Consider the following 15,786-nt stretch of genomic DNA (forward strand, 5'->3'; position numbering starts at 1 on the left):
CCGCTCTTTTTTTATATCCTTATATCATCCACTTGAAGATACTCGCTCCCCAGGAGAATCCTGCACCAAATGCAGTCAGCATAACCAAATCTCCGGTTTTAATCTGTTTAAGATTCTGCCATATACACAATGGGATAGTAGCGGCTATGGTATTACCTAAATATTCGATATTGCTTAAAGCCCTTCCTTCCGGAATATCCAATGCACGACCTACAGCATCAATAATACGTTGATTAGCTTGATGTGGCACAAGCCAGTTTATATCATTTATTGTCAACCCATTACGATCCATCACTTGAAAACAAGCATCACTCATAGACTGCACTGCATGTTTAAATACCGTCTTACCATCTTGCTTCAAAAAACGTTTATCAGTTACCGCGTCTTCTGCATCCATTGGATAGAGCGAACCTCCGCCTTCTATATTCAAGAATGAGCGTCCCGAGCCATTACTCCGTAGATATGCATCCATGATACCGCCTTCTGTGGATGGCTCCAACCACACTACTCCAGCTCCATCACCAAAAAGAATATTAGTAGAGCGATCGTGGATATCTACATAAGTACTGATATTATCAGCCCCCACAACCAGCACATTTTTATAACGTCTCGTTTCAATCAACGAAGCCCCTAAATCCAACGCATATAAGAAACCGGAACACGCAGCATTCATATCAAAAGCCCAAACATTATCTAGCCCCAACTTATCTGCTATAATATTAGCCGTAGCGGGCATTGGCATATCTGGTGTCGATGTTGCCACCAACAATGCATCTATATCATAAAGATTCTTGTTGTACTTAGTAGCCAAATCCTCAATAGCCTTCACCGCCATATCCGATGTCGCTAAATCTTCCTCCAGAATCCTTCTCTCTTTGATTCCAGTACGCTTAATAATCCATTCGTCCGAAGTATCGCAGATCTTTTCTAAATCAGAATTAGAACGGGTATTCTCTGGGATATAACCACCAATACCAGTTATCGCTGCATAAAGTCTATTCGGTACACCTACACTCATAAAAATCAGTAATCACATTAAATGCTTTTCAGCAGTCAAAACAAATCATTTTGTTATATCACTTAATGGGTTTATACATTCAATGCTCATTAAGAGGCGTAAAAATAGACTTTTATTCCACACTAGAAGAAAATAACAGATCATTTTGACAATTAGTTTACCGAAAAACAATCTATTTAGAATCATTCTACAGATGTAATTTACTATTATATCGAGCGGTTTACAGCTTCCCAAATTTTATTTTAAACAAGCTCCTTTATCAAGAATATTAAATCGCGCATGCGATTACGTAATAGTACTTGTAAAAGCGTCATAAATCGTTTATTTTTGGTTTCCATTTCGGGATGTAGCGTAGCCCGGTATCGCGCCAGCATGGGGTGCTGGAGGTCGTCGGTTCAAATCCGGCCATCCCGACCAATAATAGGAAGCTTTCTGTTTTCGACAGAAGGCTTTTTTTGTGAAAGTGTATGTATTATTGATTTCATCTCTATTGGTGATTCGCCAGCTGATGGATCCATGAAAGTTTTGTTTGACAGACCGCCCCCTGGTTTACATATCTCGCATTTATAATTCTTTAATACGGATTGTAAATGTTCAAAGCATGTTTATCATTTCTTATTTATCTTGGTCCAATGAAACGATTGTTCCTATTCATTAATAGACTATGTATTGGGCCAGCAATCCAAGCATGGATATGTTTTTCTTATTGTATCCTATTATCCTGGCGCTGTACTGTGTTACGGCATATTAATCGGTCTCGCAACCTTCATATTCCAAAAAAAATGAAAATATCTTTCTTAACCTTCCTGAGTGTCATAGTTTTCACTTCCTGCACAGGTAGAACTGGCGCACAATCGGCCATTAACGTCTCAACAGGCGCAGATGAATCAGTAGCTATAACCAAAAGTGCTAAATCTTTCTACGACTGGTGCTTCAATAACGAATTCCCTTATTACGAAGTCGTCCGGGGCAAAAACGAAAAATGCAAGCTAGACACCGCTTCTTACTTTAGCAAGCTAAGAGCATTAGGTACTATTTCCGAGCAATTTATAGCACAGGAAAAGAGACGGGTAAAAGACTGTGCCGATTTTATGTCCTCCGTAGACTATACCGCATACGAGGCTGCCGACGCTTATGAATATGATACCCATTGTTCGGATTTATACTATATGTACTGGATTAAAAGCCAAGAAATACCGAACAGCTTTGCAATCAAAAGTGTAAAACAGAATGGACCACGAGACGCCACTGCAGATGTTTATGTAAACTATGGTGGCACGGATGAATACCTCACCACCATCAGCTTACAGAAGGAGCAGCGTATCTGGAAGATAACCCAGATCAAGACTATAGATAAAGACCTAGCGTCATTGGTAGAGGCAAGGGTCTTAATAGAAGACTTTATTCCACAAGGGTGGAAGACCATCCTACACGAGAGTGGAGACCTGAATAAGGACGGTATAGACGATCATGTAATTGTTATTGAAGACACGAAAAACGAGAACATCAAGACAAACGATGGCTTGGGACAAGATACCCTTAATGTCAACCCACGCATGATTATGGTGTTTTTCAAGGAAAAAGACAATGGATACACCTTGGTAGCCCAGAATGCTATTGGGTTTATACCTCCCGAAAATGACGAAGAATCCACCTGCCTGGCCGATCCCTTAATGACAGAAGGAGGGATAGGCATTCAAAAAGGAATTCTCACCATCAGTTTTCAGTACTGGCTCAGCTGTGGTTCTTGGTATGTCAACAATGCAGATTATAAATTCCGCTACCAAGACCGAGAAATGGAACTTATAGGCTTTGATCATTCCGAATTCCACCGCGCTTCTGGCGAACAGAGCAGTACCAGCATCAATCTTTCGACAAAACAGATGGAGCATACCACTGGATACAATATGTTTGAAGACAGCATCTCCAAACCCAAAACAACCAAGAGCAAATGGAAAGGAGGGAAGAGATACACCCTAGACCAGTGTAGCCCTGACACCTATTCCGAGCTGCTCGACATCAAGTAAAACACGCTCCGAAAGCCTCGAAATAACTGAAGGATAGCTACTAATTGCATAAAAACAATTCTACTACCCTTCATTATCATTTTTAATATACCACCCGACTCTTCACCTTATAACTCGTCAATGTATGTTGTAAATCTGCAATGTAGAGTTCAAATTCATCTTTGGTATCTGCTTTCAGGCGCATCTGACTCGCAAACATATATTTTCGTGAGTAATCTCCATTTTTAAGAGCCACCTGAAATCGTCCGCTATATCCAGGTTGACGTACTGCGGTTTCTACAAAAAAGACAACTTCATCTATATCAGACAGCGCGTACCGCTTGGGCCACAAGCTGTTTATTTGCAACTGCTTATATGTCATTGTAAATGGTTGTGGATTAACTCCCGTCTTGCGTAAGAGCCACAGTACACCTCTCACTCCCAATGTTAAGCTCAGTATTACCCAGATAAACCAGTAGTTATTTTCCCGATGCACGGTCTTTACCTCAAGCACTTCTTTACCCTTAACAGGGGTCATTTTATCATTCCTGATCAGCTCCCGTATTGCATCAGTACGGATATCTTTATCGAGCAACTTGTCAACTGTATTCTGGTCTGCAACACGGTATATGGCCCTCCGAACACCTTGATTATTACCAAGCTGATCAAAGTAGAAATAATCTGCGCCATTTTTCCATACTGCACCAAAATTATAGCTCACAGGGCCAACTCTCTGCCATGCTGCTGGGTCAACAGGTTCATCCAATTGATAAATATGGGTGGACTGGGATTTAAGCCCAGGATCGCGCCGTCCCCCCCAATGTTCGCTCGTTTCTAAATAAAGTAGTCTTTTGTTATTCGAAAAAATCAGCGGTTCGATCTCTTTAAAGTCCGCCCCATTGAAAGGATTTTCATCTAAACGCATCACCTTCTTTTGAACGGTATCATAATAGAAAATACCAGATTTACTCAAAAAGAAGCTATGAAAAATGTGCCCACCATGTAGTGACAGTTCTTTATATGGAGCATAGCTTTTATCAAAAGGTATCTCATTTACATACACCATATCTTTCTTAGGATCAATCAGGTAGTTTTCTTGATTTTGAGCATCAAAAGCAAGTGCATGTAATTCCTTATTTGCCTGTAGGGGAAGGAGGTCATTCTTATAGTATACGTGCTTATCATCCGCAAGATAAACGAAGCTATGACGAATGTCACCATCATTGTATAATAGCGGTAACTGTCGTAAGGAGAAGGGACTCGCTTTTGGCAAAAGCTCACCTTGATAATAAACTAATTTTCCATTCGTGGCGACACGCGCTTCTAACAACGGAGTGTACACGCTATTACCTTCTTGGAGAAATTGAAGGGGATAAATATCCCTTTGTGGTTTATCCGCTAATCCTGCACCGTATAGTATTTTTTCCAGGACAAAAGCAACACCTGATAGATCATTATTAGAAACACTCATTGGGGCACAATAGCAGGTTGCTTTACCATCCGTAAAATAGCCTTCCCCCAGTGCTTTGGCTGTAGCTGGATCAAATCCTTCCACAATTCTATTACCGCAATAGGCATTATTCTTGTCTACTGCAAACTGCCGGTTGGAAATATGCTCATCTATCTCCCGAAAACTAGCAACATCCGCTTCCTTGATTAGGTAATAGCCACTACTAGGGACCACGGCATAAATCTGATTATTATAATTAGTAAAGACACCATTAATCTCCTTACCATCACGATATAGATTACTTAGATTGGGCTCACCTCCAAACTCACCGATCAAGAGTAATATCGTTACAGCGAATAACGCTATAAAAAATAGAATACCTGTTACCTTTATCACTTTAATATTACCCTCTTTCATCTATTTATACCTCTTTTTTAGATTAGTCTTTAATTTTTAAAAATGATTCCTTTCACCTAATGCCCACACAATTGTTCTCCAAGTTATCCTCAGGAAATAACATGCGTTCGGAACTAGATTTCACCACGAATCAACGTAAAAGTAGGGCAAAAAACTCCAGTCTCCTAGCTGTGCTTTACGATTCGCCCGCCTTAGTTTATGATTTGTCGCGGATTGTAAAGCTATCCTACGAATTGTAAACATATAAAATAATTCGAACCTTCTTTTAGCATCTTTGCTCCAATATGTTAAGAAAAAAACACCTTACAACAACAGCTACAGAAGAAATGGGGGTAGGACCAAACTCAACACAGATCCAGTTCCGAGCCCTCAATCAACCCAACTATAGACTAGCAATTGTAATGATTATTCTTGCTACTATCGTTCCGGCTGTAATTTTTATGGCTATCGTGATACACTATAATATTACTAATTTGAGCAGGGGAGAGGTTGTCTCTTGTTTGGCAGTAGGGGGTATTATCTCCTTCCTCATCGTAGCCTTTATCTTTTCCAAATTCTTGGCCGAACAGTTCACTATGACCTTTCATACCGACTACATCGAAGTACAGTCATCCAAAACAAACGACACATTTGATTTTGCCCATCTCGAAAGCTTCCAGATCTGGAACAACTCAGACTACTCCAAGCTGATCATCCGCCATGGCCATCAACTCGTAAAATACCATGTTGGCTTTGCCAATCTCATCAAGACAATCCCTATTTTAGCGGCAGAAGATACACTTGACATTGTCTTTAGCCCACAGCTTGGCTTTACCAAACATATTGTAAATCGAAAAGGCATTAATATAATTACCTATAGCGCCTAACAAGTCCTCTTTCAATTCCAGTCATCCTCCCGTCTGCTAAATCCAATGTGGACACAAAATATTTTCCAGCGGATTGTAATCGCTTGATAAATCATGTTTCAAAATATCGTTTATTTGAAGAATATTTAGCACCAAAAACATGAATATAAAGCTATTTTACACCTTAGCAGCGCTTTCATTGACCGTCGCATGCCAACAATCCGCATCCCATTCGTCCACAGTTCAGGACAGCATTCATACCGATACCGGTAGTACCAAAGCCAGCCTACTACCAACCGACACCTTATCAAAGGTTGAGGTAAAAATAGATTGCATAGACAAAGGTGGTGACATGGAAAATGGCTTTCTAAACGAGTGCATTTTTCATAAGGCCAGCCTAGAGAAAACCTACAGCCTCTACCGGATGCGTAATACTGACAACGATGACGGCAAATATCTAGAGCCGACACTCCCTAAATCAGACGCGACCAAGACCTTTGAACAGTCTGCTATAACCGTAAAATATACCTATAATGATGTTAAATCATTGACCATCGATTTGCTATTTCCAGGAGGGGAGACCACTATTACCCTTGCCAAAGACAGCATAGGAACCAAAATAAGCACCCTGCATTCGCCAGACTAAACCTATGCTCGAACGGATTGTAAACTGGAAAAAGCGGATTGTAAAAGCGATGTTGCATTCCCATTCTTATTGCATTACTTTGAAAGACAAATCGAACTATTAATGGGAAAATCTACAATCTCTAAAAAGAAAAAAACAATGTTTATCCTCCTGGCAGTATCCAGTATACTCCTTGTATTTGTAGTTGTTGCAAATGCTATCTACATCAAGCAAAATGAAACACTCTTATACAAAATCCAGCAACACCTTACCTACAGCAAGGAGGACTGGGAAAACTATGAAGCCAATCAGAAGATCTTAACGGCCAATCCACCGAGTGAGTCTGTTATGACCGAAGTAATGGCCGCGCCAGACAAATACGACCTGTATCCTGTAGACCTTGATAGAGTTCCGGAAGAATTCAGAGCTGCTGAGACTGAAAAGATAAGAAAAGCGAACTTTGAAAGTCTTAGTAAAGCCAAGAACCAACCGGATAACGAAGATGCACAGGCAGCCTTAATACGATTTGTCGGCGATAGATTAACCGAGGCTATTATTCATCAGAAACTCAATATCAAGGTAGGAACCTGTTACGATAACCCAGAAAAGCAAGATAACTTTCAATGTGTAAGCTGCATGGTTCTACTTTATAATCGAGACAAAAAGCAATGGGTAGAAGCCCCCAATGGTGACAATTTCATGCAGAATGCCTATGATTTTTATCAAGGATCTAAAGACGCCATATGGGAAGCCCATGATCTGAGCATGCGTATTCCTTTTGACAAACCCTTATTTAAAAAATACAGTTTGACAGGCATTTAGCCCTTGTCTACACTTTAATTACAGCGACCTAATATGTTTAGATTTTTAAAAGAACTATTTAACACAGAGAAGACAGAAGTAGAACAGGAAGAACCTACAAGCATCAGGAGCAATGATCCAGACAATGTACTTTCCGATATCGTATGGGCTTTTAACCGTAAACCTTATGACTCACAAATCGACTTTGACAGTGAGATATCGCGCTATCAAAAAGACATCCTTAAGTCGAAGGCTTATTGGAACGGTGACGATCTCGTTATTGATGCACCTGAAATAGAAATTGCTTATGAAGCCTGGATTACAGGTTTAGATGATCTCAAATCTAATGAAGAACTGCTCGACGATGAAGGAGATGTGTTTGACGAAGACAATGAAGAAGACGGTTTTTTCCAGGTAGAAATTTCCGCAAAACTACAAGCGGCCAATGGCAGCAGCTTCTCCGCATTGGACATCATGTACCAGATGGAACATCAAGTGAGCAACAAAGAGTTAGGAGATCACATTTTCTTTGAAGGATTCCGTCGCGCACAGGACTATAACGGGCCTATTCCATTATACCATATGATATGCGGAAGCTAGTCTTCCCATATTTTTAGAACTACTAAACTTTAGACACCATGTTTGTTATTTTCGGCACAAAAACAGTAGGCAAAACAGTCAAAACTGGCTCTTTTTATTGCCCACAATGCGACTGCGATCGCCCTTATCAATTACAAAACCGTAGGCGGTATTTTTCGCTTTTCTTTATCCCTGTACTTCCACTTGAAAAGCAACCCGATACACTGTCTTGCAATTTCTGCAAATCCGCTTATGTACCACGGTCTATTTTATCGCCCTCCGAGTATGTTCCCACCTCCTTAAATGGAGATTTAGAACAACAACAATTGGCATCTTTCGGCAAACGTATAGGCAGTTACTTCATAGACCTTATTTTTTTGGTATTGCTCAACTTCCCATTGGCCATACTTGCTGGAAAGATGAGCACCTATTTACCGAGTAATTACATCTTGGTATTTACCCCCGTATGGATGCTCTACTTTTTCCTGATGGAATGGTTGCTCAAAGGCACACTCGGAAAGAAAATCGTTGGAATCAAAATTATAAGCGACACCAAAAACAAATCGGTCTCCGTATTCCAATACTTTATCCGAAGCCTCATAAAAATGGTCCCTGTCATCAATATCGTCCTATTCTTTAACGACAAACGCAAAGGGTGCCACGATTTTGCCGCTCAGACCATCGTGGTAGAATCATAGTTCATAACAACACAATGCCCTTTTTATTAGGGCATTTTTATTCAAAATCAAAACTCAATCCCTGCTCTGTCAGTACGTCATAGACCACCTCACCATCCCTTATTATATAAAATATATCAGGCACCCCTTTAGCGTATCGGATATAGGATACCATATCCACACGATGTCCTTCCAAACCAGCCTTACCTTGTGTATACGCTTTACCTAGCACATCGGTTTCTCGGTATACGTATATGGAGTATAACGCATACTCGCTGGTAGGCACCTGTGCTGCATGATGTTCTATCTGTTCCTTGAACTGTCGGTATCCTGCTTTATCAAAGACCAAATCACCTTTCATATAAAAATAGTCTATCCGGTTGGACAGACTGTCTGAGCCAAAGGTATAGGAAATTGGAGATAGCGGTTCCAAACGGATTACAGTTTGCTGTTTACAACCAAACAGGAGAGTCAAAAGAAACAAAATAGGTGTTAATTTCATAAAAAGGTAGGATAAATCCTGATACTGACGTATTATTTCTGTTATAAATGTAATGAAGAAGGACTAACAACGTGCGAAATAATTTACAATTCGCTGTTAATAAATTACAATCCGTACTATTTCACTTAAAAAACTTCTTTTTTCAAAAATCGGCATGATTATTAGTTAGTAGAACAATATATATTAATTGTAAATTCGCCCCCTGAAAATAACCAGCTAATGATAAGAACAGCTATAATTGAAGATGAGCCTGCCGTGCGGGAGGAAATTATCTACTTGTTGCGCGACGAAAAAGACATTGAAATAATAGGCTGGGCAGACAGTGTTTCTACTGCCGCCGAGTTGATTGAGCAGGCCCAGCCTGATCTATTATTAATGGACATCCAACTCGGTGATGGCACCGCCTTTGATGTTTTGAAAAAGCTAAGCCCGGTTCCCGAAAATATCGTATTTATCACCGCCTATAACCAGTTTGCCATTAAAGCCATAAAGTACGGCGCACTTGATTATCTCCTAAAACCTGTAGACCAGGAAGAGTTGACAGAGACATTGAATCGCTACCGTAGTAAAAGAGACAAAAATCCACAGTGGGCACAACAGCTCAACCTCGCTCAGGAGTCATTAACCACGGCCAATGCTTTGCCTGAACATATTACACTTAGCTCACTCAATAACGTTCGTGTTGTAGCCGTAGCAGATATATTATATTGTAAAGGAGATGGGCCTTATACCTTCTTCTTCCTTAACAATGGAAAGAAAGAACTCGTTTCCAAACCGCTCAAATACTATGAAGACCTATTACCGGCACCTTATTTTCTACGTAGCCATCAGTCCTACCTAGTCAATAAAAACTATGTATCAGGCATCAATCGGTCCGAGTTTCTCGTTCTCAAAAACCAAGAAGAAATTCCTGTATCTTCAAGAAGAAGAAATTATATAATTAACCTATTATCGGCTAATAAATGAGATACTCATTACGCTACCTTTTAGTTCTATTTCTATTTGTACAAGCCTGTCAAAATAAGCCAAACGAAGAAGTTGCTAAAAATACCTTAGCCACACAAATCAAGGAGCTAAATGATATACAACCCAATAGAGACAATATTGATTCTCTAATGGCGCTATGGCATGCGCTGGACGCCCAGGCAATCAAAGGAAAAGACACAGTCCAATCCACAGACATCAAATACAATTTAGCACGTCTGTATGCGATAAAGAAAAGTGATTCTGCGCAGTACTATGTTGAACAAGCATTAGAACTTATAGAGCCTACCCATGGAAATTTAAGACAAAAAGCGCTTATATATAATGGGATGGGCAATATTTGGGCAGAAAAGGCAAAAGAACACCAAGCCGGCTACTACTATAACAAAGCAGCAAGTATTGTGTTAAGCGATACCGCAGTCCCCTTATCCTTAGATGCAAAAGGGATTATGTTACTTTCTGCGGCGCAGAGTAATAGAAATCTATTCCAGTATGATCTAGCACGCAAGATGCACGAAGCGGCCATGCCCATTACAGATAGTCTGCCTGCTGGACACCTTTACAAGCAACGTGTATTGGTGCAATCTATACAGCTCATGGCATTAGATAATACGCCTGCCGATACCATGAAGATCTACTTGGATAAGCTCGACAAACTGCATCATGAAAACCCAATGTCTTATGACATCAGTTTCTATTACGAGTGCAAAGCCAAATATTTTGATAGAATAAAACAGTTCGATTCACTCTATTACTATCAGGCTAAGAAAAATAAAATTGACGAGCAACGTTTTGAATTTTCGGCTATCAATAGTACATCGGTCAATACCATGTTTATCAGTTATGTGAATATGGCCGCCACTGCGGTATCACTCAAACAACCTGCCCAAGCATGGGAGGCCTTTAAAAAGGCTGGACAGATTATGAAAGAGTATGAAGATCTGATTGACACGAACAACCTTATCTTGTACCAACGCAATCTGGCATCACTATACCAGCTTCAAGGCAATAATGAACTGGCCTTCACATTAATGAATGGCGTATATAAACTTCAACGTGACTTCTATCAGTCCAAAAACAATCAAGCAATTGCCGAAATGAATGCCTTGTACCAGATACAGGCGAAAGAAAGATCCATTAAGGAATTGAATGATGATATTGCGATCAATAAGCTACAATTGCAGAAGAACAAGCTCTTATTGACCATTACCATATTGACCGTAGTATTGTTGATCGGCGGTATTTTCTTCCTGTATTATTTCTTTCAACAACGAAAGGTTAGACAGGAAAAAGAAAAAATACTACTACAACAACAGTTACTACGTACGCAAATGGAGCCTCATTTTATCTTCAACACACTCGCTGCTGTTCAGAGTTTTGTTCGATTAGACCGTAAGGAGATTGCAATAAAGTATCTTAATCGTTTCAGTAGATTGTTACGTAGCAGTTTGGAGTTGAGCCGTGAAAAGGAAGTCCCACTGGACGAAGAGATAGAGGCCCTAGAAAACTATATGAGCTTACAGCAGATGCGTTTTGAAGATGCCTTTGCTTACGAGCTTAATATTCCGGATGAACAAGATCTTGGCGCGATAATGATCCCTCCAATGCTTATCCAACCTTATGTGGAGAATGCCGTCTTACATGGTGTGGACTTTAACGACCGCACAGGACGAATCATTGTTGATATGAAGCTACATGAAGACATTCTTGAGGTGACTATAACAGATACAGGCAAGCAACAGGAGCAGAAAGTGAATACACACCGCTCCCTTTCGGGAGCAATAAGCCAGGAACGTATCATGCTATTGGGTAATAAAGCCAAAATAACAAGTGGCCCCGCCGAAGGAGGCCGAGGTACTAAAATCGTACTGCTTATCCCTGTTGTCTACGCATAATGCCTCTGATACCATAGATAATATAGGGGACAGGCTTATTCCATTTCGTTAAGAAGGTTCTTATTTTTCACAATAAGATACCGTTGTTTTTCCAATGGTAGAAAACCATACTCATAAACGAAATAGTAAGTCTGTCCCTTTGATGTTAGTAAATCATGGGTATGGTATTCCTTGTCAAACCCCAAAGTCAACAACCGATCTTCATTTACCTGCACCATTCTTTCATTTCTGAGGAGATCCGCTAGTATTTTTCTGTTTTTATAAAGCTGATTATTAATTTTTCGAACAATATTGCCCTCATCCGTCTTCCGACGGTTATTATAGCTACTACGACAAGCATCATTACAAAAACGTTTATCAGAACGCCCTTTAACAGGGGCTAAGCACTCCAAACACTCTTTCTCTTTCATAATTTAACTTTCATTTATCCGTTTATATCCGATTATAAACGGATATAAACGGATATAAACGATTAACATCCGACTATTCGTTGAGTTGGTTATAATTTTGGTTAACCCTTTGGCAATCAATACAGATATTGCCGCAGGCGAAATTACTTATATTTTTTGATAATTTAAATTTTACCGAAATGAATGCTTTAATGAATCAAGTCCAGCTTATTGGACGCTTAGGTGCTGATGCGGAAATCAAAACTACAAGTCAAGGAGCTAGAGTCTCTAATTTCAGGATTGCAACCAATGAAAGACTGAAAATGAACAACGGACAATGGAGAGAACTTACACAATGGCACAGCTGTGTGGTATGGGGAGATCTCACCAAAATCGTTGAACGATTTGGTCACAAAGGAAACTTATTTATGATATCCGGTGCATTGCAATATCATGAATACACCGATGTCCATGGTATCAAAAGAAATGTTGCCGAAATCAAAGTCAGTCAGATCCTAGTTCTGGATAGCTCCAGATCAGGTATTCCAAGCGATGTGGAAGAACAAGAAGAAATCGCTTAAAACAATATGCTAATCCCTATCTAGCAAAACAAAAAAGCCGGAATTTCTCGTGAGAGGATCCGGCTTTCATAAAAACTAAATGTATCAATTAAAAATCGAGTCCAGCCACTTCCGCTATCTTTTTAGGGATATCCGTATTGTCTAGCTTTTGATGGAATGTTTCGGCACCTTGACCAATAGCATATACTGGCACATACGCTGCGGAGTGATTTTTCGAAGACCAAGCTATGCTTCCCAACTTATTCAGCAACTCAATGCTGAGTGTTGCAATCTTGTCATCACTAGCGTACAAACTTTTTTCTGTTTCATTATGATGATCTATAAAACTTTTTTTATAAGCCTCATAGATAGGAGCCTCCGCTTTATCAGAGACCTTCAATACCGACCACAATCCCAGGTTATCACCCAATAGCTTTTTCACTTCATCCCAACTCGCATTTGGATTACTTTTTCTCAGTTCACCTATTTTGGCTGACAGCGCACCTTGCGATACCTTTTGATGTGCCAATACTTTCGTATTCAATGTAGAGCTTCCATTACCGATCCCCAAACCTCCAGTTTCATGGTCAGCTGTGACGACGATAAGCGTCTCTTTCGGATATTTTCGGTAGAATTCATAAGCAAGTTTTACCGACTCATTAAAATCCAGCACTTCTTGTATAGTCGTAGCTGCATCATTCGCATGCGCAGACCAATCGATTTTACCACCTTCAACCATCAAAAAGAATCCTTTATTATTATTCGTGCTCAATGAGGTGATAGCCGCTTGCGTGATGTCTGCCAATTTAAAATCACCTGCTTCTTGGTCAATGGAGAACTTAAGCGCATCTGCATCCGTACCATCAATATTCATCAATATCATACGTTGTTCTTTATTTTTCTCCTTATCAAATGCAACTTTACCCTTCAGGATTTTATATCCCGCTTTTTCCAATTGAGGAACCAATGCAGGCATTTCTTTCTTATCAAACGAGGTGTTCGGCTTCAAGAACCCAGAACCTGCAAAGAAATCAAAGTTAGACTTGATAATATCCTTTCCGATCTCGTAATACATATCTCTATGCGCTTGGTTAGCGTAGAATGAAGCTGGAGTAGCATGGTCAATACTCACACTCGTGGTGATTCCCACCTTCATGCCCTTTGCTTTGGCGGCGTAGGCAATACTCTTGTAGGCGATAGTCCCTGTGCTATCCATACCTATTACTCCATTTTTCGTCTTTTTTCCGACTGCTAGTGCAGTACCGCCTGCTCCCGAATCAGTCACCCCATGCGATAGCGAGTTTGTCGACGCAAAACCCACATAAGGAAACTGTGTAAACACCAACGGCTCAGTGCCATTGATACCTTTCAATTCAGCTTGATGGATTTCGGCCAAATTAACTTGATTCAACCCCATACCATCACCGATCAGGTAGAAAATGTACTTAGGTTGCTGTCCAAATACATGGACACTAAAAATAACAGATAGGAGTAGTAAAGAAAATCTTTTCAACAGCATAATAAATTAAATAGTTTGGTCAAAGATAACATTGGTATATAAAGTTATTGTTAAACTACACAAATAAAACCACGCAAACAAAAACGTTACACTTTTGTTAAGCTATATGGTAACCAATAAAATTGTAACGTTATGGAAAACAATATCTTGCAAAACATTCAATCTTACTTCACAGACCAGGTCATCGACAAGCTCGCCGGCCACTTGGGAGAAGATAAAGAGAAAGTAGCGAAAGGCGTCAATATCGCCGTTCCTTCGCTTTTATTAGGGCTTCAGAGCCAATCGAAGGAGGGCCTCACCAGCATCTTCCAGTCAGCCAAGCATTTGTTTGCTAGTTTTGACCTGCACGATGCACTCGGAAAATATTTCTCCAAAGACGACAGGGGCGAGAGTGCACATTTCGAAAGCGACAATATCGCTAGCGAGATATTCGGCGATAAATTCGCCGGTATTACACAAACCATCGGCAAGTACCTTGGTATGAGTTCCGAATCCGTGAGCAGCCTATTTGGAGCTTCTGTACCAGCGGTTATCTCTGGAATAACCCAAAAAGGGGGGCATTGGGATGTCGCCGAAGTCAGTCAATTGCTCCAAGCCAACCGGTCTTCCTTTGCTTCGGTTATTCCTCCGGGGCTTGGCCTAGGAATGTTTGGTAGTCTCTTTGCCAAAGCCGATGTCGCCAAAGAGCTCGGTGTTCCCAACAGCATTGAGGCCGATTCACCAAGACCGGCTCCCGCCATGGCACATACCCAACGCGAAGCTGATAAAGCTAAAAAAGGAGCAGGCATGTGGTGGATTCTTATCTTAGTCCTTATTGCACTCCTATGGTTTTTATTTGGCAGAGGCTGTGGTAATGACAAAAAAGACACTTCCGAAACGGTTAATACTTCCCTGGATAGCAATAAAAACACAAAACCTGATAGCAGTGCGGGCAGTGCTATGGTAGATGTCAAGCTTCCGGATGGCAACAGCCTGCAGGCGTTCTCTTCAGGTATAGAAGAGCAGCTTGTGCAGTTCCTGCAGTCCGACTACAAAACATGGACCGACGAGCAACTCAAAGAAAAATGGTTTGACTTTGACAATCTCAATTTCGAAACCGGCACAGCAACCGTCACGCCAGCCAGTCAGGTGCAACTGGTCAATATTGCCCGCATTCTTCGTTTATTTCCTGACGCTAAGATTAAAATAGGAGGGTACACCGACAAAACAGGAGATGAGGCAATCAATAAAAAAGTATCACAGGAACGTGCCAACGCTGTAAAAAACTACTTAGATAAAGAAGGGTTAAGTGCGCAGGTAGTTGGCGCAGAAGGTTACGGTTCAGAATTTGCCAAAGTAGCTTGGGATGCTCCGGATAAAGAACGGGCCAAGGATAGACGTGTTGCTATCAGCGTCCGAAAATAAGATATACTAAACGAATTTTTCTACCTTACAAAACAGGGGGTGTTCCGATTACGGGACACCCTTTTTTTATTCCTCGCCGACTATATAAAAAGTTTCCTTACTTTTGGGAGATGCC

At 40.6% G+C, this 15,786-nt stretch carries 15 protein-coding genes and 1 tRNA gene; 11 read left to right on the forward strand and 5 right to left on the reverse strand.

Translation table 11 applies throughout. The annotated features are described in order from the left end of the window. Nucleotides 1-19 precede the first annotated feature (19 nt). Nucleotides 20-1,018, reverse strand: a complete 999-nt coding sequence (locus JKG64_RS03835) for a beta-ketoacyl-ACP synthase III (RefSeq protein ID WP_210353018.1) — start codon at nucleotides 1,016-1,018, stop codon at nucleotides 20-22. A gap of 340 nt (nucleotides 1,019-1,358) precedes the next feature. On the opposite strand from JKG64_RS03835, the gene JKG64_RS03840 reads away from it, so the two are divergent. Further along, nucleotides 1,359-1,435: transfer RNA gene (locus JKG64_RS03840), tRNA-Pro, on the forward strand. Nucleotides 1,436-1,800: 365 nt separating this feature from the next. Further along, complete coding sequence (locus tag JKG64_RS03845) at nucleotides 1,801-3,045, forward strand: hypothetical protein (protein WP_210353019.1); 1,245 nt, start codon at nucleotides 1,801-1,803, stop codon at nucleotides 3,043-3,045. A gap of 82 nt (nucleotides 3,046-3,127) precedes the next feature. Here JKG64_RS03845 and JKG64_RS03850 read toward each other — a convergent pair whose 3' ends face one another. Then, complete coding sequence (locus JKG64_RS03850) at nucleotides 3,128-4,891, reverse strand: DKNYY domain-containing protein (RefSeq protein WP_210353020.1); 1,764 nt, start codon at nucleotides 4,889-4,891, stop codon at nucleotides 3,128-3,130. Nucleotides 4,892-5,175: 284 nt separating this feature from the next. Between JKG64_RS03850 and JKG64_RS03855 the strand changes: the two genes are divergently transcribed. The 5 genes from JKG64_RS03855 (at nucleotide 5,176) to JKG64_RS03875 (ending at nucleotide 8,439) form a co-directional block, all read left to right on the forward strand. Further along, nucleotides 5,176-5,757, forward strand: coding sequence for a hypothetical protein (locus tag JKG64_RS03855; RefSeq protein WP_210353021.1), 582 nt, complete (start codon nucleotides 5,176-5,178; stop codon nucleotides 5,755-5,757). Between the two features lie 139 nt (nucleotides 5,758-5,896). Further along, the gene (locus JKG64_RS03860; RefSeq protein WP_210353022.1) at nucleotides 5,897-6,382 is read left to right on the forward strand and encodes a hypothetical protein; all 486 of its coding nucleotides are present in this window, start codon (nucleotides 5,897-5,899) and stop codon (nucleotides 6,380-6,382) included. Nucleotides 6,383-6,484: 102 nt separating this feature from the next. Continuing rightward, entirely contained in the window at nucleotides 6,485-7,183 is a 699-nt protein-coding gene (locus JKG64_RS03865; RefSeq protein WP_210353023.1) for a hypothetical protein, read from the forward strand. Nucleotides 7,184-7,216: 33 nt separating this feature from the next. Next, on the forward strand, nucleotides 7,217-7,762 hold the full coding sequence (locus JKG64_RS03870; protein WP_210353024.1) for a hypothetical protein: 546 nt from the start codon (nucleotides 7,217-7,219) through the stop codon (nucleotides 7,760-7,762). Nucleotides 7,763-7,800: 38 nt separating this feature from the next. Continuing rightward, nucleotides 7,801-8,439 carry an RDD family protein gene (locus tag JKG64_RS03875; RefSeq protein WP_210353025.1) on the forward strand — a complete coding sequence of 213 codons (639 nt, stop codon included), beginning with the start codon at nucleotides 7,801-7,803 and terminating at the stop codon, nucleotides 8,437-8,439. Nucleotides 8,440-8,476: 37 nt separating this feature from the next. Here JKG64_RS03875 and JKG64_RS03880 read toward each other — a convergent pair whose 3' ends face one another. After that, nucleotides 8,477-8,920 (reverse strand): hypothetical protein, encoded by a 444-nt coding sequence (locus JKG64_RS03880; protein ID WP_210353026.1) that lies wholly within the window; start codon nucleotides 8,918-8,920, stop codon nucleotides 8,477-8,479. Between the two features lie 219 nt (nucleotides 8,921-9,139). Here JKG64_RS03880 and JKG64_RS03885 point away from each other — a divergent pair, with 219 nt between their 5' ends. Together JKG64_RS03885 and JKG64_RS03890 are read left to right on the forward strand one after the other, a co-directional pair. Then, nucleotides 9,140-9,886, forward strand: a complete 747-nt coding sequence (locus tag JKG64_RS03885) for a LytR/AlgR family response regulator transcription factor (RefSeq protein WP_210353027.1) — start codon at nucleotides 9,140-9,142, stop codon at nucleotides 9,884-9,886. Then, on the forward strand, nucleotides 9,883-11,799 hold the full coding sequence (locus tag JKG64_RS03890) for a sensor histidine kinase (protein ID WP_210353028.1): 1,917 nt from the start codon (nucleotides 9,883-9,885) through the stop codon (nucleotides 11,797-11,799). The genes JKG64_RS03885 and JKG64_RS03890 overlap by 4 nt, the downstream gene beginning before the upstream one ends. Nucleotides 11,800-11,834: 35 nt before the next feature. On the opposite strand, the gene JKG64_RS03895 is transcribed toward JKG64_RS03890, so the two are convergent. After that, the gene (locus tag JKG64_RS03895) at nucleotides 11,835-12,209 is read right to left on the reverse strand and encodes a hypothetical protein (protein WP_210353029.1); all 375 of its coding nucleotides are present in this window, start codon (nucleotides 12,207-12,209) and stop codon (nucleotides 11,835-11,837) included. A 179-nt stretch (nucleotides 12,210-12,388) separates the two neighbouring features. Between JKG64_RS03895 and JKG64_RS03900 the strand changes: the two genes are divergently transcribed. After that, on the forward strand, nucleotides 12,389-12,769 hold the full coding sequence (locus JKG64_RS03900) for a single-stranded DNA-binding protein (protein WP_210353030.1): 381 nt from the start codon (nucleotides 12,389-12,391) through the stop codon (nucleotides 12,767-12,769). 88 nt (nucleotides 12,770-12,857) lie between these two features. Here the strand turns inward: JKG64_RS03900 and JKG64_RS03905 are convergent, their stop codons facing one another. Next, entirely contained in the window at nucleotides 12,858-14,261 is a 1,404-nt protein-coding gene (locus tag JKG64_RS03905; protein ID WP_246512468.1) for an alkaline phosphatase, read from the reverse strand. A 138-nt stretch (nucleotides 14,262-14,399) separates the two neighbouring features. Here JKG64_RS03905 and JKG64_RS03910 point away from each other — a divergent pair, with 138 nt between their 5' ends. Beyond that, nucleotides 14,400-15,671 (forward strand): OmpA family protein, encoded by a 1,272-nt coding sequence (locus tag JKG64_RS03910; RefSeq protein ID WP_262897752.1) that lies wholly within the window; start codon nucleotides 14,400-14,402, stop codon nucleotides 15,669-15,671. Nucleotides 15,672-15,786: the final 115 nt, after the last annotated feature.

The organism is Sphingobacterium tabacisoli, assembly GCF_017908035.1.
GTDB lineage: Bacteria > Bacteroidota > Bacteroidia > Sphingobacteriales > Sphingobacteriaceae > Sphingobacterium > Sphingobacterium tabacisoli.

Excerpts from the sequence above, each read along its gene's own strand:
- JKG64_RS03835 (WP_210353018.1), bottom strand. The coding sequence starts at position 1,018 with ATGAGTGTAGGTGTACCGAATAGACTTTATGCAGCGATAACTGGTATT.
- JKG64_RS03845 (WP_210353019.1), top strand. The coding sequence starts at position 1,801 with ATGAAAATATCTTTCTTAACCTTCCTGAGTGTCATAGTTTTCACTTCC.
- JKG64_RS03850 (WP_210353020.1), bottom strand. The coding sequence starts at position 4,891 with ATGAAAGAGGGTAATATTAAAGTGATAAAGGTAACAGGTATTCTATTT.
- JKG64_RS03855 (WP_210353021.1), top strand. The coding sequence starts at position 5,176 with ATGTTAAGAAAAAAACACCTTACAACAACAGCTACAGAAGAAATGGGG.
- JKG64_RS03860 (WP_210353022.1), top strand. The coding sequence starts at position 5,897 with ATGAATATAAAGCTATTTTACACCTTAGCAGCGCTTTCATTGACCGTC.
- JKG64_RS03865 (WP_210353023.1), top strand. The coding sequence starts at position 6,485 with ATGGGAAAATCTACAATCTCTAAAAAGAAAAAAACAATGTTTATCCTC.
- JKG64_RS03870 (WP_210353024.1), top strand. The coding sequence starts at position 7,217 with ATGTTTAGATTTTTAAAAGAACTATTTAACACAGAGAAGACAGAAGTA.
- JKG64_RS03875 (WP_210353025.1), top strand. The coding sequence starts at position 7,801 with ATGTTTGTTATTTTCGGCACAAAAACAGTAGGCAAAACAGTCAAAACT.
- JKG64_RS03880 (WP_210353026.1), bottom strand. The coding sequence starts at position 8,920 with ATGAAATTAACACCTATTTTGTTTCTTTTGACTCTCCTGTTTGGTTGT.
- JKG64_RS03885 (WP_210353027.1), top strand. The coding sequence starts at position 9,140 with ATGATAAGAACAGCTATAATTGAAGATGAGCCTGCCGTGCGGGAGGAA.
- JKG64_RS03890 (WP_210353028.1), top strand. The coding sequence starts at position 9,883 with ATGAGATACTCATTACGCTACCTTTTAGTTCTATTTCTATTTGTACAA.
- JKG64_RS03895 (WP_210353029.1), bottom strand. The coding sequence starts at position 12,209 with ATGAAAGAGAAAGAGTGTTTGGAGTGCTTAGCCCCTGTTAAAGGGCGT.
- JKG64_RS03900 (WP_210353030.1), top strand. The coding sequence starts at position 12,389 with ATGAATGCTTTAATGAATCAAGTCCAGCTTATTGGACGCTTAGGTGCT.
- JKG64_RS03910 (WP_262897752.1), top strand. The coding sequence starts at position 14,400 with ATGGAAAACAATATCTTGCAAAACATTCAATCTTACTTCACAGACCAG.